Annotated in this window: 21 protein-coding genes; 14 read left to right on the forward strand and 7 right to left on the reverse strand. The window is 62.0% G+C overall.

All coding sequences use genetic code 11. The features are described from left to right. Window positions 1–30: 30 nt before the first annotated feature. The 8 genes from CKW13_RS12775 to trpE all read left to right on the forward strand — a co-directional run bounded on the left by CKW13_RS12775 (window position 31) and on the right by trpE (window position 8,726). Complete coding sequence (locus CKW13_RS12775) at window positions 31–660, forward strand: response regulator transcription factor (RefSeq protein WP_003210977.1); 630 nt, start codon at window positions 31–33, stop codon at window positions 658–660. Window positions 661–941: 281 nt separating this feature from the next. Beyond that, window positions 942–2,066 (forward strand): ABC transporter ATP-binding protein, encoded by a 1,125-nt coding sequence (locus CKW13_RS12780; RefSeq protein ID WP_095108972.1) that lies wholly within the window; start codon window positions 942–944, stop codon window positions 2,064–2,066. Window positions 2,067–2,113: 47 nt separating this feature from the next. Then, window positions 2,114–3,157 carry an ABC transporter substrate-binding protein gene (locus CKW13_RS12785; protein ID WP_095108973.1) on the forward strand — a complete coding sequence of 348 codons (1,044 nt, stop codon included), beginning with the start codon at window positions 2,114–2,116 and terminating at the stop codon, window positions 3,155–3,157. A gap of 120 nt (window positions 3,158–3,277) precedes the next feature. After that, on the forward strand, window positions 3,278–4,525 hold the full coding sequence (locus CKW13_RS12790; RefSeq protein WP_095108974.1) for an ABC transporter permease: 1,248 nt from the start codon (window positions 3,278–3,280) through the stop codon (window positions 4,523–4,525). 16 nt (window positions 4,526–4,541) lie between these two features. Further along, the gene (locus CKW13_RS12795) at window positions 4,542–5,366 is read left to right on the forward strand and encodes an ABC transporter permease (protein WP_095108975.1); all 825 of its coding nucleotides are present in this window, start codon (window positions 4,542–4,544) and stop codon (window positions 5,364–5,366) included. A 317-nt stretch (window positions 5,367–5,683) separates the two neighbouring features. Next, on the forward strand, window positions 5,684–6,358 hold the full coding sequence (gene rpe / locus CKW13_RS12800) for a ribulose-phosphate 3-epimerase (RefSeq protein ID WP_095108976.1): 675 nt from the start codon (window positions 5,684–5,686) through the stop codon (window positions 6,356–6,358). Beyond that, on the forward strand, window positions 6,355–7,173 hold the full coding sequence (locus CKW13_RS12805; RefSeq protein WP_095108977.1) for a phosphoglycolate phosphatase: 819 nt from the start codon (window positions 6,355–6,357) through the stop codon (window positions 7,171–7,173). The genes rpe and CKW13_RS12805 overlap by 4 nt, the downstream gene beginning before the upstream one ends. Before the next feature lie 71 nt (window positions 7,174–7,244). Continuing rightward, window positions 7,245–8,726, forward strand: coding sequence for an anthranilate synthase component I (gene trpE, locus CKW13_RS12810; RefSeq protein WP_095108978.1), 1,482 nt, complete (start codon window positions 7,245–7,247; stop codon window positions 8,724–8,726). A 63-nt stretch (window positions 8,727–8,789) separates the two neighbouring features. Here the strand turns inward: trpE and estP are convergent, their stop codons facing one another. Further along, complete coding sequence (estP, locus tag CKW13_RS12815; protein ID WP_095108979.1) at window positions 8,790–10,697, reverse strand: esterase EstP; 1,908 nt, start codon at window positions 10,695–10,697, stop codon at window positions 8,790–8,792. Window positions 10,698–11,106: 409 nt separating this feature from the next. Here estP and CKW13_RS12820 point away from each other — a divergent pair, with 409 nt between their 5' ends. The 4 genes from CKW13_RS12820 (at window position 11,107) to CKW13_RS12835 (ending at window position 14,358) form a co-directional block, all read left to right on the forward strand. Continuing rightward, complete coding sequence (locus CKW13_RS12820; RefSeq protein ID WP_095108980.1) at window positions 11,107–11,700, forward strand: aminodeoxychorismate/anthranilate synthase component II; 594 nt, start codon at window positions 11,107–11,109, stop codon at window positions 11,698–11,700. A 9-nt stretch (window positions 11,701–11,709) separates the two neighbouring features. Beyond that, window positions 11,710–12,759, forward strand: coding sequence for an anthranilate phosphoribosyltransferase (trpD, locus tag CKW13_RS12825; RefSeq protein ID WP_095108981.1), 1,050 nt, complete (start codon window positions 11,710–11,712; stop codon window positions 12,757–12,759). After that, on the forward strand, window positions 12,756–13,592 hold the full coding sequence (gene trpC, locus CKW13_RS12830) for an indole-3-glycerol phosphate synthase TrpC (protein ID WP_095108982.1): 837 nt from the start codon (window positions 12,756–12,758) through the stop codon (window positions 13,590–13,592). The genes trpD and trpC overlap by 4 nt, the downstream gene beginning before the upstream one ends. Window positions 13,593–13,656: 64 nt before the next feature. Beyond that, window positions 13,657–14,358: a lipoate--protein ligase family protein gene (locus tag CKW13_RS12835; RefSeq protein ID WP_095108983.1), complete on the forward strand. Its 702-nt coding sequence runs from the start codon at window positions 13,657–13,659 to the stop codon at window positions 14,356–14,358. On the opposite strand, the gene crp is transcribed toward CKW13_RS12835, so the two are convergent. Then, entirely contained in the window at window positions 14,355–14,999 is a 645-nt protein-coding gene (gene crp / locus CKW13_RS12840) for a cAMP-activated global transcriptional regulator CRP (RefSeq protein ID WP_095108984.1), read from the reverse strand. The two genes, CKW13_RS12835 and crp, sit on opposite strands and share 4 nt — an antisense overlap. A 230-nt stretch (window positions 15,000–15,229) precedes the next feature. On the opposite strand from crp, the gene CKW13_RS12845 reads away from it, so the two are divergent. Together CKW13_RS12845 and speD are read left to right on the forward strand one after the other, a co-directional pair. Then, window positions 15,230–15,652, forward strand: a complete 423-nt coding sequence (locus tag CKW13_RS12845) for an OsmC family protein (RefSeq protein WP_095108985.1) — start codon at window positions 15,230–15,232, stop codon at window positions 15,650–15,652. A gap of 241 nt (window positions 15,653–15,893) precedes the next feature. After that, the gene (speD, locus tag CKW13_RS12850; RefSeq protein ID WP_095108986.1) at window positions 15,894–16,688 is read left to right on the forward strand and encodes an adenosylmethionine decarboxylase; all 795 of its coding nucleotides are present in this window, start codon (window positions 15,894–15,896) and stop codon (window positions 16,686–16,688) included. 64 nt (window positions 16,689–16,752) lie between these two features. Here the strand turns inward: speD and coq7 are convergent, their stop codons facing one another. From coq7 to CKW13_RS12875, 5 genes are all read right to left on the reverse strand, one after another. Further along, a complete protein-coding gene (gene coq7, locus CKW13_RS12855; protein WP_095108987.1) occupies window positions 16,753–17,400 on the reverse strand; it encodes a 2-polyprenyl-3-methyl-6-methoxy-1,4-benzoquinone monooxygenase in 648 nt (215 codons plus the stop codon). Between the two features lie 131 nt (window positions 17,401–17,531). Then, window positions 17,532–17,870 carry a histidine triad nucleotide-binding protein gene (locus CKW13_RS12860; protein WP_017128660.1) on the reverse strand — a complete coding sequence of 113 codons (339 nt, stop codon included), beginning with the start codon at window positions 17,868–17,870 and terminating at the stop codon, window positions 17,532–17,534. A gap of 65 nt (window positions 17,871–17,935) precedes the next feature. Further along, window positions 17,936–18,724 carry an SDR family oxidoreductase gene (locus CKW13_RS12865; protein ID WP_095108988.1) on the reverse strand — a complete coding sequence of 263 codons (789 nt, stop codon included), beginning with the start codon at window positions 18,722–18,724 and terminating at the stop codon, window positions 17,936–17,938. Window positions 18,725–18,854: 130 nt separating this feature from the next. Then, window positions 18,855–19,664 (reverse strand): DUF805 domain-containing protein, encoded by an 810-nt coding sequence (locus CKW13_RS12870; protein WP_095108989.1) that lies wholly within the window; start codon window positions 19,662–19,664, stop codon window positions 18,855–18,857. A gap of 83 nt (window positions 19,665–19,747) precedes the next feature. Continuing rightward, on the reverse strand, window positions 19,748–20,716 hold the full coding sequence (locus CKW13_RS12875; protein WP_095108990.1) for a nitronate monooxygenase family protein: 969 nt from the start codon (window positions 20,714–20,716) through the stop codon (window positions 19,748–19,750). Between the last annotated feature and the right edge of the window lie 15 nt (window positions 20,717–20,731).

The following is a 20,731-nucleotide window of genomic DNA, read 5'->3' on the forward strand; positions in this document are numbered from 1 at the left end:
TCGCCATCAGACCAATAAAAGGAAACCCCTGTGATCCGTGTACTGGTAGCCGAAGACCACACCATCGTGCGTGAGGGCATCAAGCAGTTGATTGGCCTGGCCAAGGACTTGCTGGTGGTGGGGGAGGCGAGCAATGGCGAGCAGTTGCTCGAAACCCTACGCCACGTGCCCTGCGAAGTGGTGCTGCTGGATATCTCCATGCCCGGCGTCAATGGCTTGGAGGCGATCCCGCGGATCCGTGCGCTGAACAACCCGCCGGCGATCCTGGTGTTGTCCATGCACGACGAAGCGCAAATGGCCGCGCGGGCGTTGAAGGTGGGCGCGGCCGGCTACGCCACCAAGGACAGCGACCCGGCGCTGCTGCTCACGGCCATCCGCAAGGTGGCGGCGGGCGGGCGCTACATCGACCCGGATCTGGCCGACCGCATGGTTTTCGAGGTGGGCCTGACGGACTCGCGGCCCCTGCATTCGTTGTTGTCCGAGCGCGAATTCTCGGTGTTCGAGCGCCTGGCCCAGGGCGCCAACGTCAACGACATCGCCCAGCAACTGGCCCTGAGCAGCAAGACCATCAGTACCCACAAGGCGCGGTTGATGCAGAAACTCAACATCACCTCCCTGGCCGAACTGGTGAAGTACGCCATGGAACACAAGCTGCTGTAGATAGCAGGTGGGCTGAGGACGCCATCGCCAGCAGGCTCGCTCCCACAAAAAATCTCTCAGTTATCCATTTGCGACATCCTCCAACCCCCCGCGCTTGCAGCTTGCCGCTCAATACGTGCGTCTGCTCTTACCTAATCCCGCCATCCGTGTAGGGCGTTCCCTACACTGAAATTTCCATAGGGCCTAGGCGAATCTCTCCTACGCCCCGATTTGCCGGTGTTTGCGCCTCCTCTAGTCTGGGTCCATGGCAGTCCCAACGATCAAGAACAAAAGGTGCGGGTATGAGCGAGGTCGATTCAAGCGCTGTGGCCAATGACGTGCTGGTCAGCTTTCGTGGCGTGCAAAAGAGCTATGACGGCGAGAACCTGATCGTCAAAGACCTCAACCTGGAAATCCGCAAGGGCGAGTTCCTCACCCTGCTCGGGCCTTCGGGGTCGGGCAAAACCACCAGCCTGATGATGTTGGCCGGGTTCGAGACGCCCACCAGCGGCGAGATCCAGCTCGCCGGGCGCGCCATTAACAACGTGCCGCCGCACAAGCGCGATATCGGCATGGTGTTCCAGAACTACGCGCTGTTCCCCCACATGACCGTGGCCGAGAACCTGGCGTTCCCACTGTCGGTGCGCGGTTTCAACAAGACCGACACCAGCGAGCGGGTCAAACGGGTGCTGAGCATGGTGCAACTCGATGCCTTCGCCCAGCGCTACCCGGCGCAACTCTCCGGTGGCCAGCAGCAGCGGGTTGCACTGGCCCGGGCGTTGGTGTTCGAGCCGCAACTGGTGCTGATGGACGAACCCCTCGGCGCGTTGGACAAACAACTGCGCGAACACATGCAGATGGAAATCAAGCACCTGCACGAGCGCCTCGGCCTGACCGTGGTGTACGTGACCCACGACCAGGGCGAAGCCCTGACCATGTCGGACCGGGTAGCGGTGTTCCACCAGGGCGAAATCCAACAGATCGCCGCCCCGCGCACCCTCTACGAAGAGCCCAAGAACACCTTCGTCGCCAACTTCATCGGCGAAAACAACCGCCTCAATGGCCGCTTGCACAGCCAGGACGGCGAGCGCTGCGTGGTCGAACTGGTCCGTGGCGAGAAGGTCGAGGCGCTGGCGGTCAACGTCGGCAAGCCTGGCGAGCCGGTGACCCTGTCGGTGCGCCCGGAGCGGGTCAGCCTCAACGGCGCCAGCGCCAGCTGCACCAACCGTTTTTCCGGGCGGGTGGCCGAGTTCATCTACTTGGGCGACCACGTCCGCGTTCGCTTGGAAGTCTGCGGCAAGACCGACTTCTTCGTGAAACAACCGATTGCCGAACTGGACCCGACGCTGGCAGTCGGCGATGTGGTTCCGCTTGGCTGGCAGGTGGAGCACGTTCGCGCGCTCGACCCACTTCTAGAGGCGAACTGATCGCCCACAGGCTTTACCCCCAACCCTGCACGTGGAGAGAACAATAAATGTTGAGATCCCTGAAATTCAGCGCCCTGGTCATGGGCATGATCGGTGCGGCACACGCGATGGCGGCAGGCCCGGACCTGACCGTGGTGTCCTTTGGCGGGGCGAACAAGGCAGCGCAGGTCAAAGCCTTCTACGCACCCTGGGAAGCGGCGGGCCACGGCAAGATTGTGGCCGGCGAGTACAACGGCGAAATGGCCAAGGTCAAGGCCATGGTCGATACCAAGAGCGTGTCGTGGGACCTAGTGGAAGTCGAGTCGCCGGAGCTGTCGCGCGGTTGCGATGAAGACATGTTTGAGCCCCTGGACCCAGCACTGGCGGGCAAGGCCGAAGACTTCGTCAAAGGCGCGATCCAGCCTTGCGGCGTGGGCTTCTTCGTGTGGTCGACGGTGATGGCGTACAACGCCGACAAGCTGAAAACCGCGCCCACCAGTTGGGCGGATTTCTGGGACACCAAGCAGTTCCCGGGCAAACGTGGCCTGCGCAAAGGCGCTAAGTACACCCTGGAATTCGCGCTGATGGCCGACGGCGTCGCGCCCAAGGACGTCTACAAAGTACTGGCCGGCAAGGATGGCCAGGACCGCGCCTTCAAGAAACTCGACGAACTCAAGCCCAGCATCCAGTGGTGGGAAGCGGGCGCCCAGCCGCCGCAGTACCTGGCCTCCGGTGACGTGGTGATGAGCTCGGCCTACAACGGCCGGATCGCTGCGGTACAGAAGGAAAGCAACCTGAAAGTGGTGTGGAACGGCGGCATCTACGACTTCGACGCCTGGGCCATCCCCCGTGGCCTGAGCAAGGAGCGCGCCGACGCGGCGAAGAAATTCATCGCCTTCTCCGTGCAGCCTCAGCAGCAGAAGACCTACTCGCAGAACATCGCCTACGGCCCGGCGAACACCCAGGCTGTGCCGCTGCTGGACAAGGACATCCTCAAGGACATGCCTACCACCCCGGAAAACATCGCCAACCAAGTGCAGATCGACGTCAGCTTCTGGGCCGACAACGGGGAGCAACTGGAGCAACGCTTCAACTCCTGGGCGGCTAAGTAACGCTTAAAGCTTGGGTGTTGCTGTGGGAGCGAGCCCTGCTCGCTCCCACAGTGGGACGAAGCAGCCAACCATACCCGGGCGGTCCGCCTGGGCAACGATCAAAGATTTGTGGAGTTCGCCATGGCCATCGCCGTTCCCTTGAACGAGGTCACCAGCCCCAACCTCAAGCAGCGCCTGGCCCGGGCCGAGCGGCTTAACCGCTGGAAGGCCCAGGCCCTGATCGCGCCATTGGTGCTGTTTCTGTTGCTGGTGTTCCTGGTGCCGATCGTGGCGCTGCTCTACAAAAGCGTCGGCAACCCGGAAGTGGTCGCCGGCTTACCGCGTACCGTGGTGGCAGTGGCCGGTTGGGATGGCCGTGGCTTGCCCGGCGAGGCGGTGTACCAGGCTGCCAGCGAAGACCTGGCGCAAGCGCGCAAGAATCAAACCCTGGGCGATCTGTCCAAGCGCCTGAACATGGAGTTGGCCGGCTACCGCAGCCTGCTGACCAAAACCGCCCGGGCGTTGCCGTTCGCCACGCCACCGGCCTCGTATAAAGATGCGATGGAAGCCCTGGATGAGCGCTGGGGCGACCCGGCCTACTGGCAGGCGATCCGCCGCAACACCAGCAGCCTGACCCCGTACTACCTGTTGGCGGCGGTGGACCACCGCATCGACGACCTCGGCGAAGTGGCCCCGGCCACGCCCGACCAGGCGATTTACCTGGATATCTTCGCGCGCACCTTCTGGATGGGCCTGGTGATTACCGCCATCTGCCTGGTGCTGGCCTATCCGCTGGCCTACCTGCTGGCCAACTTGCCGGCACGCCAGAGCAACCTGTTGATGATCCTGGTGCTGCTGCCGTTCTGGACCTCCGTGTTGGTGCGGGTGGCAGCGTGGATCGTGCTGCTGCAATCGGGCGGGCTGATAAATGGCGCATTGATGGCCATGGGCGTGATCGATAAACCCCTGGAGTTGGTGTTCAACCGGGTCGGCGTGTACATCTCGATGGTGCACATCCTGCTGCCGTTCATGATTTTGCCGATCTACAGCGTGATGAAGGGTATCTCCCCGACCTACATGCGCGCGGCGATTTCCCTGGGTTGCCATCCGTTCGCCAGTTTCTGGCGGGTGTACTTCCCACAGACCTACGCCGGTGTGGGCGCCGGGTGCCTGTTGGTGTTCATCTTGGCTATCGGCTACTACATCACCCCGGCGCTGCTGGGCAGCCCCAACGATCAGATGGTCAGCTACTTCGTCGCGTTCTACACCAACACCAGCATCAACTGGGGCATGGCGACCGCGCTCGGCGGCCTGTTGCTGCTGGCGACCATCGTGTTGTACCTGATCTACAGCTGGTTGGTGGGCGCCAGTCGCCTGCGCCTGAGCTGAACCTGAGGAGAATGAAATGCTGAGCCCCTACATGTCGCCCATCGAACGGGTGTGGTTCTACAGCTTGCGCATTCTTTGCGGGCTGATCCTGTTGTTCCTGATCCTGCCGGTGCTGGTGATTATTCCGCTGTCGTTCAACTCCGGCAGTTTCCTGGTGTACCCGTTGCAGGGTTTCTCCCTGCACTGGTACCAGGACTTCTTCGCCTCGGCCGAATGGATGCGCGCCCTGAAAAACAGCATCATCGTCGCCCCGGCGGCGACGGTGCTGGCCATGATCTTCGGCACGTTGGCGGCGATTGGCCTGACCCGTGGCGACTTCCCCGGCAAGGCGCTGGTGATGGCCCTGGTGATTTCGCCGATGGTGGTGCCGGTGGTGATTATCGGCGTGGCGAGCTACCTGTTTTTCGCCCCGCTGGGCCTGGGCAACAGCTTCTTCTCGTTGATCGTGGTGCATGCGGTGCTGGGTGTGCCCTTTGTCATCATCACCGTGTCGGCGACCTTGCAGGGGTTTAACCACAACCTGGTGCGGGCGGCGGCCAGCCTGGGCGCCTCGCCGCTCACCGCGTTCCGCCGGGTGACCCTGCCGCTGATTGCGCCGGGGGTGATTTCCGGGGCGCTGTTCGCCTTTGCCACCTCCTTCGATGAAGTGGTGGTGACCCTGTTCCTCGCTGGCCCCGAGCAAGCGACCCTGCCGCGGCAGATGTTCAGCGGTATCCGCGAGAACCTCAGCCCTACCATCGCCGCCGCCGCGACGATGCTGATCGCCTTCTCGGTGATCCTGCTGCTGACCCTGGAATGGCTGCGTGGGCGCAGCGAGAAATTGCGTACGGCGCAGGTGTAGTTGCCCCTTTAGGAGCGGGCAGGCCAGCTCCCACAGTTCAACTGTGGTACGGGTGGGATTTTCATTTTTCCTCTGTGGGAGCGAGCCTGCTCGCGATGGCGGCACGCAGTGGCGGTGACGAAGAGTAGGGATAAGACAGTTGCTCCCACAGAGGGAACCTGCGGTGATCCCTCGACCATGATCTGGAACAACACACTGGACACCCCGGGCAGGCAAGCTATCGTCCACCCCCACATGGACCGATCATCGCCGTGCGCACGCCAAAGCATGAGGTATACAATGCGCGCCACCGTGATCCTGCTCAAAAAAGGTGCGTCATGCAGCCCTTCGCTATTGCTCCGTCGATTCTCTCCGCCGATTTCGCTCGCCTGGGCGAGGAAGTGGACAACATTCTCGCCGCTGGCGCCGACATCGTGCACTTCGATGTCATGGACAACCATTACGTCCCCAACCTGACCATCGGCCCGATGGTGTGCGCCGCGCTGCGCAAGTACGGCATCACCGCGCCCATCGACGCGCACCTGATGGTCTCGCCGGTAGACCGCATCATCGGCGACTTCATCGAAGCTGGCGCGACCTACATCACCTTCCACCCGGATGCCACCATCCACGTTGACCGCTCCCTGCAAATGATCCGCGAAGGCGGCTGCAAGGCGGGGCTGGTGTTCAACCCGGCGGCGTCGCTCGACTCGCTCAAATACGTGATGGACAAGGTCGACATGATCTTGCTGATGAGCGTCAACCCAGGCTTCGGCGGGCAGAAGTTCATCCCCGCGACCCTGGATAAACTGCGCGAGGCGCGCGCCCTGATCGATGCGTCGGGGCGCGATATCCGCCTGGAAATCGACGGCGGCGTGAACGTCGGCAACATCCGTGAAATCGCTGCGGCGGGCGCCGACACCTTCGTCGCCGGCTCGGCGATTTTTAATGCCCCGGACTACCGTGAAGTGATCGCCAAGATGCGCGCCGAACTGGCTCTGGCCCGCCCATGAGCGGCTTTGAGCAGCTGTTCCCCGGCAGCCTGCCGCGCCTGGTGATGTTCGATCTGGATGGCACGTTGATCGATTCGGTCCCGGACCTGGCGGTGGCGGTGGATCACATGCTGCTCAAGATGGGCCGCGCCCCGGCCGGCCTCGACGCGGTGCGCCAGTGGGTCGGCAACGGTGCGCCGGTGCTGGTGCGCCGGGCGTTGGCGGGGGGCATTGAGCATGGTGAGGTCGATGACGTCGAAGCCGAGCATGCCCTGGAGATTTTCATGGAGGCCTACGCCGACGGCCATGAGCTGACGGTGGTCTACCCCGGCGTGCGCGACACCCTCAAGTGGCTGCACAAGCAGGGCGTGGAAATGGCCCTGATTACCAACAAGCCCGAGCGCTTCGTCGCGCCGTTGCTGGACGAGATGAAGATCGGCCGGTACTTCCGCTGGATCATCGGCGGCGACACCCTGGCGCAAAAAAAGCCCGACCCGGCGGCGTTGTTTTTCGTGATGAAAATGGCCAACGTCCCTGCTTCGCAATCGTTGTTCGTCGGCGATTCGCGCAGCGACGTGCTGGCGGCGAAAGCGGCGGGGGTCAAGTGCGTGGCCTTGAGCTACGGCTACAACCACGGGCGGCCGATTGCCGAAGAGTCGCCGACTCTGGTGATCGACGACTTGCGCCGGCTAATTCCCGGTTGCCTGGACTCGGGCGCCGGGGTAACGTTGCCCGACGTCGCCCAACCCTGTTCTGGAAACCCCATCGTGGTGGTCACTCGCAAACTCTGGATGAAAGTCATCAAGGCCCTGGCCCGCTGGCGTTGGCGCGCCTGACTCGAGCCTGGCCGTTCATCCGGCCCGTTTTGCACACCTGACCGTTAGACCCTCCTGCCACGAGGCACCCCATGATCCGCGAAGAATTCCTGCGTTTGGCCGCTGCCGGCTACAACCGTATCCCGCTTGCCTGCGAAACCCTCGCTGACTTCGACACGCCGTTGTCGATCTACCTGAAACTGGCCGACCAGCCCAACTCCTACCTGCTGGAGTCGGTGCAGGGCGGCGAGAAATGGGGGCGCTACTCGATCATCGGCCTGCCCTGCCGCACGGTGTTACGGGTGCACGACCACCACGTCAGCGTGACCCTGGACGGCGTCGAGGTTGAAAGCCACGACGTTGCCGATCCGCTGGCCTTCGTCGAGCAGTTCAAGGCGCGCTACAACGTGCCGACCATCGCCGGGCTGCCGCGTTTCAATGGCGGTTTGGTGGGCTACTTCGGCTACGACTGCGTGCGCTATGTGGAAGAACGCCTGGGCAAGTGCCCGAACCCGGACCCGCTGGGCGTGCCAGACATTCTGCTGATGGTGTCCGACGCGGTGGTGGTGTTCGACAACCTGGCGGGCAAGATGCACGCCATCGTGCTGGCCGACCCGGCCCAGGAAAACGCCTTCGAGCAGGGCCAGGCGAGCCTCGCCGCGTTGCTGGAAAAACTGCGCCAGCCCATCACCCCGCGCCGGGGCCTGGACCTGAGCCGCCCGCCCGCCGCAGACCCGGTGTTCCGCTCCAGTTTCACCCAGGGTGATTACGAGCGCGCGGTCGAGACCATCAAGCAATACATCCTGGCCGGTGACTGCATGCAGGTGGTGCCGTCGCAACGCATGTCCATCGACTTCAAGGCCGCGCCCATCGACCTGTACCGGGCGCTGCGCTGCTTCAACCCGACGCCTTATATGTACTTTTTCAACTTCGGCGACTTCCATGTGGTCGGCAGTTCCCCGGAAGTGCTGGTGCGGGTCGAAGACAACCTGATTACCGTGCGCCCCATCGCCGGCACCCGGCCACGGGGCGCCACCGAGGAAGCGGACCTGGCGCTGGAACAGGACCTGCTGTCCGACGACAAGGAAATCGCCGAACACCTGATGCTGATCGACCTGGGCCGTAACGACACCGGGCGCGTCTCGGAAATCGGCTCGGTGAAACTCACCGAGAAAATGGTCATCGAGCGTTATTCCAACGTGATGCACATCGTCTCCAACGTCACCGGCGAGCTCAAGGCAGGCCTGAGCGCGATGGACGCGCTGCGGGCGATCCTGCCGGCAGGCACCTTGTCGGGTGCGCCGAAAATCCGCGCGATGGAAATCATCGACGAACTGGAGCCGGTCAAGCGTGGCGTGTACGGCGGAGCGGTGGGGTATTTCGCCTGGAACGGCAACATGGACACCGCCATCGCCATCCGCACGGCGGTTATCAAGGACGGTGAACTGCATGTGCAGGCCGGCGGCGGCATCGTCGCCGACTCGGTGCCCGCGCTGGAATGGGAAGAAACCCTGAACAAACGCCGCGCGATGTTCCGCGCCGTCGCCCTGGCCGAGCAAACGCCGCAGGGGTGAGGGTTCGCCGTCGTTTGTGTGGGAGCGGGCAAGCCTGCTCCCACAGTGAGTGTGCAGTGGCGTTTAGAAATCCAGGCTTACGCCCACACTCACACCCTGTTGGGTGAAGTCATCGTCCTTACGCAGGTTGTAGCTACCGCGTAGGGCGAGGTCAGCGGTCAGTTTGTGGCTGACGCCCAGGCTCAAACGGTTCAAGTCGCTTTGCGGGGTGTAGCCCTCGAGCGTGAAGTCGTTGGCGGGCAGGCTGTTGAGGGCGATTTTCAGGTGCTGGGTGTCGTCCTCGAACTCCCGCTCGTGGGCCACTTCGCCAAATACCAGGGTTTGTGGCGTGAGCTGGTACTTACCCTGCAAGCCAACGCCCAGGCGCTTGGAGGTGCGGGTCTGGTCATCGAAGGTCAGGGCCGTGGCGCTGGCGCCGTTCTCCGAGTAACCGTCCACCTCCACCCGCGCATAGTCGGCGCTGACGAACGGCGACAGATGCCAAGGGCTCGCGGCGGACTGGGCGATGTCATAACCGGCGCGGGTGCTGAAGGCCCAAAGGTCGCCCTTGGTGTCGCCTTTCTCGCCGCCGGCGGCAACGCCCAGGTCGAACTTGCGCTTGAGGTTGTCGTAATCCAAGTGCCCGGCGGTCAGGGCGGCATCGGCCCACCAGCGGTTCTGCTGAAATTGCGCGAACGCGGTACCCAGGTAGCTGTTGAGTTTGTAATCCGAATCGCGGTTGCCCGCCTCCAGGCTCTGGCGGTAGAACCCGGTGGCCAGGCCCACGCGCCAGGCGTCGTTGAGGCGGTAGCTGCCGCCCACCGTCAGGTTGTAACCACTGCCGTCGGCGCTGGCGGCGCTGCTCTGGCTGTCGATGTCCAGATGCTGGCCACCGGCGGCGACCATCGCCCGCCATTGGCCCACGCCTTGCCAGTTTTCCCAGTCGGCCTGCCATTGGTTGCGCAACTCGTCCTGGTGGGCGCGGAGCGTGCCTTGGGCCATTTCCGGTAGCAGAGTGATTTCCCATGGTGCGGACAGCAGCGAGTAGGCGTAGTCGGCGATCAGGCGTTGGCCGGCCTCGGTGGGGTGCACCGAGTCGTTGTAGATCAGCTTCGTTGGATCGGGCGTGGCGCTGTTGATGCCGTACACCGCGTTTTCGGTGCAGCTCTTGCCGCTGAAGCAAGTGGCGCTGAGGTTCTGGTCGGCGGCCAGGCCAAAGCGTGCGGGGTCGGCGAAGGTTTCCTTGAGCATCAGCGGCACGTTAAGCGGGATGATTTGGGCGTCGATACTGGTCAGGCGCTGCACCAGTTCCTGGTTGAAGGCGCCGCTCAGGCGCGTGCCGAAGTCTTGTAGGCCGCTGCCGTTGAGGGCGGGGGTCAGCCCCAGGTCGGGCAGCAGCCACACCATCACATACTTGGCCCCGGCCGTTTGCAGGGCTTGAGCGCTGTCGGCCAGCCGCCCGGCCGCAGCGTAGGCCTGTTCCTCATTGAGGATGCGACCCTGGAGAAAGTCGTTACCGCCGCCGGAAAGGTAGTACAGGGCCTTGGGGTCGGCCCGCAGGTTGTTCGCCAGGTAGCCGGGGCGGCTTCTGTCGCCGGTGTCGGACACGGTGGTGATCGAGTCGAGAATCTGGTCGGTGCGGTAGCCGCCTACCGCCCAGTTGTTGCCATCTACCTGGCCTTGGCTGGCGCGGATGGCGGAGGTTGAGGCGGCCAGTTCATCGGCGGAAAACCCCAGTTTGCCCCCCAGGATTTGCGTCGAGTTGGCGCTGCGCTCTTCACCGCTGCCGTCCTTATAGGTCGGGCCAACGCGGTTGGTGTAGCGCTGGGTCGAGCCGGCGGGGCCGTCCGGGTCGGCGAACTGGCCGGCGTCGTTGAGGCTGTCGCCAAACACAATGAAGTTGGAATAAGGGGAGGGCGCGGCAAGGGCTTGGGCGCAAGCGATGCTGAGCAGGACGCCCGCGACGGGTACGAACAACGTCTGTTTAATCATGTTCAAGTCCGTTTATTTATTGTTGTTGTAAGCGAAACGACAGTACCAAAAGCGTTTGTGTTTTAGCTATGGCTAATGGCTGCCATTGATGTTTGTCCCTGCCGGGCCTGTGGCTTATTGCGCCCTCTGCCAAGCTAAGCTACTGTGCCGGAACGTATGAACGAGACTTCCTCCGTGTTAATCATCAACAACCTCTTGATGCTCATCGTCAAGGCTCACGCCCGCTGGCGTTGGCGCGCCTAACTTTTCTCTGCCGGCCTGGCCGGACCTGTACCGATTTGCCTTCTTGACCTGTGGAACCTGCCGCTTGTGCTGATGCCGTCCTAGCGGGCGCCAATGCGCTGCGCAACCTGGTCAAACTTTCGAAGGCCGTATTAAAAGTCAGTGAATTCAAGAGGTTGAAATTTTCATGTTGCTGATGATCGACAACTACGACTCCTTTACCTACAACGTTGTGCAGTACCTGGGCGAATTGGGTGCCGAGGTAAAAGTCGTGCGCAACGACGAGCTGACCATCGCTCAAATCCAAGCCCTCAACCCTGAACGCATCGTTGTCTCCCCGGGCCCCTGCACCCCGACCGAAGCGGGCGTGTCCATCGAAGCTATCAAGCACTTTGCTGGCAAGTTGCCAATACTGGGTGTGTGCCTGGGCCATCAGTCTATTGGCCAGGCCTTTGGCGGCGATGTAGTCCGTGCCCGACAGGTGATGCACGGTAAGACTAGCCCGGTATTTCACGAGGACAAGGGTGTGTTCGCCGGCCTGAACCATCCGCTGACGGTTACCCGTTACCACTCCCTGATCGTCAAGCGCGAAAGCTTGCCTGACTGCCTGGAAGTGACCGCGTGGACCCAGCACGACGACGGCACCGTCGACGAGATCATGGGCTTGCGCCACAAAACGCTGAACATCGAGGGTGTGCAATTTCACCCCGAGTCGATTCTTACCGAGCAGGGCCACGAACTGTTCGCCAACTTTTTGAAGCAAAGCGGCGGCACGCGCTAAGGACTTTCCATGGATATCAAGACTGCCCTGAGCCGTATCGTCGGCCACCTGGACCTGAGCACCGATGAGATGCGCGATGTGATGCGCGAAATCATGACCGGGCAATGCTCCGACGCCCAGATCGGCGCTTTTATGATGGCCATGCGCATGAAGAGCGAGAGCATCGACGAAATCGTCGGCGCGGTCTCGGTGATGCGCGAGTTGGCGGACAAGGTCGAACTCAAGACCCTCGACGGTGTGGTCGATGTGGTGGGCACCGGCGGTGACGGTGCGAACATCTTCAACGTGTCCACTGCCTCCTCCTTTGTGGTGGCGGCCGCTGGCTGCACCGTGGCCAAGCACGGCAACCGTGCGGTGTCGGGCAAGAGCGGCAGTGCCGACCTGCTGGAAGCGGCCGGGATCTACCTGAACCTGACGCCGGTGCAGGTGGCACGCTGCATCGATAACGTGGGCATCGGCTTCATGTTCGCCCAATGCCATCATGGCGCAATGAAGCACGCCGCCGCGCCGCGCCGCGACCTGGGCCTGCGCACCCTGTTCAACATGCTTGGCCCGCTTACGAATCCGGCTGGCGTGAAACATCAGGTGGTCGGGGTGTTCACCCAGGCTTTGTGCCGGCCGTTGGCTGAAGTCTTGCAACGCCTGGGCAGCAAGCATGTGCTGGTGGTGCACTCCCAGGATGGCCTGGACGAATTCAGCCTCGCCGCGCCCACCTTCGTGGCCGAGCTGAAAGATGACGTCATAACTGAATACTGGGTGCAGCCCGAGGACCTGGGTATAAAAAGCCAGAGTCTGTTCGGCCTGGTGGTGGAGAGCCCGGCGGCGTCGCTGGAGCTGATCCGCGATGCCCTGGGGCGTCGTAAAACCGAGAACGGCCAGAAAGCCGCGGAAATGATCGTGCTCAATGCCGGTGCCGCGCTCTATGCCGCCGACCATGCCAGCAGCCTCAGAGAGGGCGTCGCCCTGGCTCATGATGCGCTGCACACCGGCCTGGCCCGGGAGAAGCTCGAAGAGTTGGGCGCGTTCACCGCCGTATTTCGCATGGAGAATGAAGGATGAGTGTGCCGACGGTTCTGGAAAAGATACTCGCACGCAAGGTTGAGGAAGTCGCCGAGCGCAGTGCTCGCGTCACTCTGGCCGAGTTGGAGACCCTGGCAAAAGCCGCTGATGCCCCACGTGGTTTCGCCAAGGCCTTGATGGAACAAGCCAAGCTCAAGCAACCGGCAGTGATTGCCGAAATCAAGAAGGCCTCGCCCAGCAAGGGGGTGATCCGCGAAGACTTCGTGCCGGCCGATATCGCTAAAAGCTATGAGAAGGGTGGGGCGACCTGCTTGTCGGTGCTGACCGACGTGGATTACTTCCAAGGCGCCGATGCGTACCTGCAACAGGCGCGCGCCGCGTGCAGCCTGCCAGTGATCCGCAAGGACTTCATGATCGACCCTTACCAGATCGTCGAAGCCCGGGCCTTGGGCGCCGATTGTGTGCTGTTGATCGTTTCCGCCCTGGATGACGTGAAAATGGCTGAGTTGGCGGCCGTGGCCAAAAGCGTCGGCCTCGACGTGCTGGTCGAGGTACACGACGGTGATGAGCTGGAGCGTGCGCTCAAGACCCTCGATACGCCGCTGGTGGGGGTTAACAACCGTAACCTGCACACTTTTGAGGTCAACCTGGAAACCACCCTCGATTTGCTGCCGCGCATCCCCCGTGATCGCCTGGTAATTACCGAGAGCGGTATTCTCAACCGCGCCGATGTGGAGCTGATGGAAATCAGTAATGTGTACTCATTCCTGGTGGGCGAGGCGTTCATGCGCGCGCAAAGCCCGGGGGCCGAATTGCAGCGTCTGTTTTTCCCTGAACGCGGCGTGCCGGTGACCGGCTCCACCCTCGACTGATCGACGACCCTTCAAAAAAACCGGCCCCGCCGGTTTTTTTGCATCTTGCCCAGGACTTACCGCCATGACCCAGCCCCTTGCCCTGACCGTCGAAGCCGGCCTGCTCGCTGAACAGGACCTATTGGCCGCCGTGTGCGCTGGCGAACAGGAGTGTGGCCTGTTGTTCTGGCAGCCCAGCGACCGGGCGTTGGTCATGCCCCGGCGGCTGAGTCGCCTGCCCGGGTTCGCAGCGGCCAGCGAGGTATCGGCGGCCAACGGCTGGCCGGTGCTGCTGCGCGAAACCGGTGGTGAGCCGGTGCCGCAGTCGGCGGCGACGGTCAACATCGCTTTGGTCTACGCGCCGCCGCGCAGCGAAGGCGACCACGGGCGGATCGAAACCGCTTATCGGCGCCTGTGCGTCCCTATCTGCGAACTGCTGGCGGAGTTGGGCGGCGATGCGTCGTTGGGGGAGATCGAGGGGGCCTTTTGCGACGGGCGTTTCAACGTCAACCTTGAAGGCCGGAAAATGGTCGGCACCGCGCAGCGCTGGCGCCAAAGCAAGGGCGGCCAACGTCCAGTGGGGTTGGTGCATGGGGCGTTGTTGCTCGATGACGAGCGCGAGGCGATGGTGGCAGCGGTCAACGATTTCAATGAGGCCTGTGGCCTAGAGCAACGGGTGCGCGCCCAAAGCCATATCGCCTTGCATGAGCGCTTCGCCGCACCCCACGCCTTTGCGCGGTTGGCGGTGCTCTATCAGCAAATGCTGGCCCAGGTGATGGCCGCCTAGCGGGTGCCGAACACCACCATGGTTTTGCCTTTGACGCTGACCAGGTTGCGCTCTTCCAGATCCTTGAGGACGCGACCGACCATTTCCCGCGAGCACCCGACAATCCGCCCGATTTCCTGACGGGTCACCTTGATCTGCATCCCGTCAGGGTGGGTCATGGCGTCGGGCTGTTTGCACAGCTCCAGCAGACAACGGGCCACGCGCCCGGTCACGTCGAAAAAAGCCAGGTCGCCCACCTTGCGCGTGGTGTTGCGCAGGCGCTGGGCGATCTGGCCGCTGAGCACATAGAGAATGTCCGGGTCTTGCTGCGACAGTTCGCGGAACTTGTTGTAGCTGATTTCCGCCACATCGCACTCGACCTTGGCCCGAACCCAGGCGCTGCGTGTCTGTTCATGGCCGGCCTCTTCAAAAAGGCCCAACTCGCCGAAGAAATCCCCCGGGTTGAGGTAGGAAATAATCATCTCCCGGCCATCTTCGTCTTCGATCAGGATCGTTACCGAGCCCTTTATAAGGAAGAACAGGGTGTCCGAGCGATCGCCCGCGCAAATGATGTTGCTCTTGGCCGGGTAGCGTTTGCGCTGACAGTGCATCAACAGCTTGTCGAGGTTCTTAATCTTGGGGGTTGGGGCAATAGCAACCATGGTTGTATCCCGAAAAGACTGCACGGTGGTTTCGATTGTTTTTTGTTGAGGGCGAGAGATTACAGGTTGTCGAGGGCGCGCCATTCATTTGGCGCCAGCTTAACAGACACATTCTGAGAAGAATCGGATTTTATCTATCGTCGCCGCAACTTCCTGCCGGGTGCAAAACACAGCCGTTCCAGGGCCCTGTGCTAAGCTGGCGACCCTTTTTTTACAGTGGAGTCTTGGCCATGAAGGCACGTATTCAATGGGCTGGGGAAGCCATGTTCCTGGGCGAATCGGGCAGTGGCCATGTGGTGGTCATGGACGGCCCGCCCGAAAGCGGTGGCCGCAACCTGGGCGTGCGGCCCATGGAAATGCTGCTGCTGGGCCTGGGCGGTTGCAGCAACTTCGACGTGGTTAGCATCCTCAAGAAATCCCGCCAAGCCGTGGAAAGCTGCGAAGCCTTTCTCGAGGCCGAGCGTGCGAGCGAAGACCCGAAAGTGTTCACCAAGATCCATCTGCATTTCGTGGTCAAGGGCCGTGGGCTGAAGGAAGCCCAAGTCAAGCGTGCCATCGAGCTGTCGGCCGAGAAGTATTGCTCGGCGTCGATCATGCTGGGGGCCGCCGGCGTTGCCATCAGCCATGACTACGAGATCGTCGAGTTGGGCTGAATCGACACTCAAGGCTTCATAAATGCGGTGCAGACTCTGGCGGTCACTTGCTGAGGTCTGCATAATGCGCCACTTTTTTCAGGGCCGTGATTGCCGCAGGGCAAGCCGCTGGTCCGAACAGACAACCAAAATCGCCATCGCGAAGAGGTGTTAACCGTCCTACGCAGGTACTGCGCAAGTATCTGACGGGCATGCTTGATAACGCGGCCGGGCCGCAGTTCATATAGAGAGTTTTTAAACGGTGAAAAGCAAACTCAAGCTCCATGGGTTCAACAACCTCACAAAGACCTTGAGCTTCAACATCTATGACATCTGCTATGCGGAAACCCCGCAAGACCAGCAGGCATACGTTGAATACATCAACCAGATGTACGACGCAGAACGCCTCACGCAGATCCTCACGGAAGTTGTCGATATCATTGGTGCCAACATCCTGAACATCGCCCGTCAGGATTACGATCCCCAAGGCGCCAGTGTGACCATCCTGATTTCCGAAGAGCCGGTGACCCCGACCGAGAGTCAGATTGAAGAGTCTCCGGGGCCAATCCCAGAAATCATCCTGGCCCACCTCGACAAGAGCCACATCACGGTTCACACCTACCCGGAAATCCACCCGGTAGACGGTATCGCGACGTTCCGCGTGGATATCGACGTGTCGACCTGTGGTGTCATTTCACCGCTTAAGGCGCTCAACTTCCTGATTCACCAGTTCGAGTCAGACATTGTCACCGTGGACTACCGCGTGCGCGGTTTTACCCGTGATGTCGAAGGTTGCAAGCACTTCATCGACCACGAGATCAACTCGATCCAGAACTACCTTTCCGAAGACACCCGCGACGGCTACCAGATGACCGACGTGAATGTTTATCAAGAGAACATGTTCCACACCAAGATGCTGCTCAAGGACTTCGAGCTGGACAACTACCTGTTCGGCGACGCCACCAGCAACTTGTCCACCGAACAACGCGCCCAGGTGACTGAGCGGGTCAAGCACGAAATGCTGGAAATCTTCTACGCGCGCAATATGCCGAGCTGATTTCTCCAGGCAAAAAGAAGGGCGCCCTGGTGGCGCCCCTTTTTTTGCCTGTAAAAGCGCTGGATCAGATCCGATAGGTGCTTTTGGTCATGACCTTGGCCAGCAGGCTCATGCCGAACTTGACCGGTGCCGGGAAGCGGAAACCGCCAGCCTCCAGGGCGCTTTCGGCGTGGTGTTCTTCGTCGATGCGCATCTGTTCGAGGATGGCCCGAGATTTTTCATCTTCGGCCGGTAATTGCTCCAGGTGTTCGTTCAAGTGCTTGCACACCTGGTGCTCGGTGGCGGCCACGAAGCCCAGGCTGACTTTGTCGCTAATCAGCCCCGCCACCGCGCCAATACCGAACGACATGCCGTAGAACAGCGGGTTGAGGATGCTGGTATGGCTGCCCAGTTGGCGGATGCGCTGTTCGCACCAGACCAGGTGATCGATCTCTTCCTCGGCGGCATGCTCCATGGCGGCACGCACCTGCGGCAGTTTCGCGGTGAGGGCCTGGCCTTGGTACAGCGCCTGGGCGCAGACCTCGCCGGTGTGGTTGATGCGCATCAGGCCGGCGACGTGGCGGGTGTCCTCGTCGCTCATCGCGGCGTCCGGTTGCAACAGGGCGGGCGATGGGCGGTACGGCTGGCCGCTGAACGGCAGCAGGGTGCGCATCGCGGTATCGGCTTGGAGCAGGAGACGGTCAATGGGCGAGTAGTGACGTTGGGTAGTCATGCTGACCTCCGGGAAGAAACACGGCGGGCAGTTTAACCCAATAGGCGTGGGAAGGTTTGCGCTGGGTCATTGCCGTTGAGGAGTGGGAGCCTGCCGGTGAGGGCAGGCTCGGGGGGCTTGGGCGGTGAGGATCAGCCCGGTGGCCAGTTCATCTGGCGCTGGCCGAGGACGTGCATATGGATGTGGTACACGGTCTGGCCGCCTAGCTCGTTGCAGTTCATCACGACGCGAAAACCTTCCTCGCAGCCCAATTCCAGGGCCAGGCGCTGAGCTGTGAACAGAATATGGCCGGCCAGGGCCTTATCGTCTTCGGTCAGGTCGTTGAGGGTGCGTACCGGTTTTTTCGGGATCACCAGGAAGTGGACCGGTGCCTGTGGCGCGATATCGTGGAAGGCCAGGACCTGGTCGTCTTCGTAGATGATCTTCGCGGGTATTTCCCGGTTGATGATTTTGGTGAACAGAGTATCCACAGCTATCTCTCCATGGTGAAAGTCGGGGTTGAGTGTACCCACGCGCCCGGCGTGCGCCCAGCCTGTTACCGCGGGCAACAGGCTTTGTTGGCGGCGCCGGTGAGGATGCGGGTCAGCCAGCGCGGGCCGAGGCGTGGCAGGAACGCCAGCCAGCGGTTGCGCCGCCCGGGGATGATGATGGCGCGGTTCTTGTCCAGGGCGCGCACGGTGTACAGCGCGACTTCCTCGGGGCTCATCAGGCGATCGCGGCTTTCCAGCCTGCTGGCATCGAGTTGCGCGTTGCAAAAAAACGCCGTGCGGGTAGGGCCGGGGCACAGTACCGAAACCTTTACCGCGCACTTTTTCAGTTCTTCGCGCAGGCCTTCGGAAAAACTCAGCACATACGCCTTGCTGGCGCTGTAGCTGCTCATCCATGGCCCAGGCGCGAACGCGGCCAGCGAGGCGACATTGAGGATCTGCCCGCCGCCCTGCAGGGCCATGGCGTTGCCGAGGGCGTGGCACATGCGTGTGGTGGCCAGGATGTTCACTTCGATCAGGTCTTGCTCGGTCATCCAGTCCTGTGCCAGGAATGGGCCGCAGGTGGCCATGCCGGCGCAATTGACCAGCAGGTCTATCTGTCGGTCGCCTTCTTCGAGCTCCAGCAAAAAACCGGACAAGCGCAGCGGCTCGCCCAGGTCGCAGGCGCGGAACAGCACTTCCACGCCAAAGCGCTGGGTCAGCTCGGTGGCGATGGCTTCCAACGGGTCACGCTGGCGGGCCACCAGAAGCAGGTTACGGCCGCGCCTTGCCAGCGCTTCGGCCATGGCCAGACCTATGCCGCTGGAGGCGCCAGAGATCAGAGCGTAACGGGTCATGCAATTCTCCATCGCAACGGCGCGGCCCCGATGACGGTGATGTCAGCGGGGCCGCGGGTGTTCATTCTGCGCAGAGTCTACAGGTTCGCCGGTGTGTATTGCCGGATTGCTGTGGCAGCGAGGGTCAGCTTTATAGCGTCAGCAGCGTGGCGAGAATGCCGGTGACGGCCACCAGGATGAACAGCGCGAGCAACACCAGCCACAGCAGGCAGAGCACTTTGACCGATGTCGTGTTCGGCGGCGGTGGTGGGCCGTAGCGGTTATCGCCTTCGTTGCCCGGCAACACGGCAATCACCAGCGGAAAAAAACTGCCCACAACGGGTACAAAGTTCAGCAGCCACAGCCACCCTGACCAACCGAGGTCGTGCAGGCGTTTCACGCTGATGGCGATGTTCGCAAAGACATAGGGGATGAGCACCAGCAGGCCGAACAGCGTCCCCACGATCAAGCGATCCGTGGAGAACAGGAACGAGGTGATGAGTAGCGGAAGCACACCCACCAGCAGCGCGGCCATGGTCCAGGCCAGATAACGCAGGCGCCCGATACGTCCCTGGACGGTGAATACCTTGAGCTCATCGTATTTGCCGGTGCGTGGGGCGATGCTCGGTTGCGGTGGCGCATAGGGCGGTACTGGGTCTGCCACTGGCGCAGGTGCCGTAGCGAGCGGTAGCGCAGCGGCGGGAACGATGGGCGCCTCAACTTCCGGCTCTTGCGCTTCGATGCGCGGGTCGATGCCGGTTTTGTGCAGCGCATCCAGGTAGGAGAGTGCATCCACGTGGCTGAGGTCGCGTTTGAGTGCCACCGGGGTGCCGTTGAACAGGTCTTCGACGGCGGCGAGGTCACTTTTGAATAGCTGCGCCAGATTGAGTTTGGCGGTGGTGGGCTCGACGCCGTTCAGCAGTTTGCCATCGAAGACGATCCGGTAACGGGTTTCACTCATGCAGGGCATCCTTGTCTGGGGATAGGAAAGGGCCGCAGAGTTTAAGGCCAGCCGAGTTGGGCTGGCCGAAAAATCATTTCAGATTACTGCGGCCAGCGTTCCGGCAGTTTGGCCGCCAGGGCCTGGGCGGCGCGGTATTCCTGGTCCAGGCGTGCAACCAGTTGATCGACGCTGGGCAGGTCGGTGATTTCGCCCACGCCCTGGCCTGCCGACCACACGGTTTTCCAAGCCTTGGCTTCATCGCTCAGGGGCTTGAGCTTAGAGCCGAAGTTGACCTCGCCCTTGCCCTGCAAGGCCGCCATGTCGAACCCGGCGTTTTCCAGGCTCTGGCGCATGAAACTGGCCGGCACGCCAGACACGGCGGCGGTGTGCACGATGTCGGCAGCTTTTGAGCTGAGCAGCATCTCCTTGTAGGCATCCGGCGCGTGGCTTTCGGTGGTGCCGATAAACCGCGTGCCGAAGTAGGCTAGGTCCGCCCCGAGGACTTGAGCGGCGAGAATTTCGTGGCCGTGGTTCAGGCACCCGGCCAGCAGCAAGGTCTTGTCGAAGAACTGACGGATCTCGGCAATCAACGAAAACGGGCTCCAGGTGCCCGCATGTCCACCCGCCCCGGCGGCAACGGCGATCAAGCCATCGACGCCTGCTTGCGCGGCTTTCTCGGCGTGGCGCCGGGTAGTGACGTCGTGGAACACCAAGCCGCCGTAGCTGTGTACCGCGTCTACCAACTCCTTCACCGCCCCCAGGCTGGTGATGATGATCGGCACCTTGTGCTCGATGCAGATCGCCAGGTCGGCCTCCAGGCGCGGGTTGCTGTGGTGCACGATCAAGTTGACGGCGTAGGGGGCGGGGTTCTCCATCTGCGCCAACCCGGCTTCGATTTCCTCCAGCCAGGCCTTGAAACCGCTGCTTTCGCGTTGGTTCAACGCCGGGAAACTGCCCACCACGCCATTACGGCAGCAGGCGAGCACCAGTTGCGGGTTGGAAATCAGGAACATAGGTGCGGCCACCACAGGCAGGCGCAAGCGTTGTTCGAGCAGAGCGGGCAGCGACATTGGAAGTACCCCAAG

This window comes from Pseudomonas sp. Irchel 3E20 (assembly GCF_900187645.1).
Taxonomy (GTDB): Bacteria; Pseudomonadota; Gammaproteobacteria; order Pseudomonadales; family Pseudomonadaceae; genus Aquipseudomonas.

Excerpts from the sequence above, each read along its gene's own strand:
- CKW13_RS12780 (WP_095108972.1), top strand. The coding sequence starts at position 942 with ATGAGCGAGGTCGATTCAAGCGCTGTGGCCAATGACGTGCTGGTCAGC.
- CKW13_RS12785 (WP_095108973.1), top strand. The coding sequence starts at position 2,114 with ATGTTGAGATCCCTGAAATTCAGCGCCCTGGTCATGGGCATGATCGGT.
- CKW13_RS12790 (WP_095108974.1), top strand. The coding sequence starts at position 3,278 with ATGGCCATCGCCGTTCCCTTGAACGAGGTCACCAGCCCCAACCTCAAG.
- CKW13_RS12795 (WP_095108975.1), top strand. The coding sequence starts at position 4,542 with ATGCTGAGCCCCTACATGTCGCCCATCGAACGGGTGTGGTTCTACAGC.
- rpe (WP_095108976.1), top strand. The coding sequence starts at position 5,684 with ATGCAGCCCTTCGCTATTGCTCCGTCGATTCTCTCCGCCGATTTCGCT.
- CKW13_RS12805 (WP_095108977.1), top strand. The coding sequence starts at position 6,355 with ATGAGCGGCTTTGAGCAGCTGTTCCCCGGCAGCCTGCCGCGCCTGGTG.
- trpE (WP_095108978.1), top strand. The coding sequence starts at position 7,245 with ATGATCCGCGAAGAATTCCTGCGTTTGGCCGCTGCCGGCTACAACCGT.
- estP (WP_095108979.1), bottom strand. The coding sequence starts at position 10,697 with ATGATTAAACAGACGTTGTTCGTACCCGTCGCGGGCGTCCTGCTCAGC.
- CKW13_RS12820 (WP_095108980.1), top strand. The coding sequence starts at position 11,107 with ATGTTGCTGATGATCGACAACTACGACTCCTTTACCTACAACGTTGTG.
- trpD (WP_095108981.1), top strand. The coding sequence starts at position 11,710 with ATGGATATCAAGACTGCCCTGAGCCGTATCGTCGGCCACCTGGACCTG.
- trpC (WP_095108982.1), top strand. The coding sequence starts at position 12,756 with ATGAGTGTGCCGACGGTTCTGGAAAAGATACTCGCACGCAAGGTTGAG.
- CKW13_RS12835 (WP_095108983.1), top strand. The coding sequence starts at position 13,657 with ATGACCCAGCCCCTTGCCCTGACCGTCGAAGCCGGCCTGCTCGCTGAA.
- crp (WP_095108984.1), bottom strand. The coding sequence starts at position 14,999 with ATGGTTGCTATTGCCCCAACCCCCAAGATTAAGAACCTCGACAAGCTG.
- CKW13_RS12845 (WP_095108985.1), top strand. The coding sequence starts at position 15,230 with ATGAAGGCACGTATTCAATGGGCTGGGGAAGCCATGTTCCTGGGCGAA.
- coq7 (WP_095108987.1), bottom strand. The coding sequence starts at position 17,400 with ATGACTACCCAACGTCACTACTCGCCCATTGACCGTCTCCTGCTCCAA.
- CKW13_RS12865 (WP_095108988.1), bottom strand. The coding sequence starts at position 18,724 with ATGACCCGTTACGCTCTGATCTCTGGCGCCTCCAGCGGCATAGGTCTG.
- CKW13_RS12870 (WP_095108989.1), bottom strand. The coding sequence starts at position 19,664 with ATGAGTGAAACCCGTTACCGGATCGTCTTCGATGGCAAACTGCTGAAC.
- CKW13_RS12875 (WP_095108990.1), bottom strand. The coding sequence starts at position 20,716 with ATGTCGCTGCCCGCTCTGCTCGAACAACGCTTGCGCCTGCCTGTGGTG.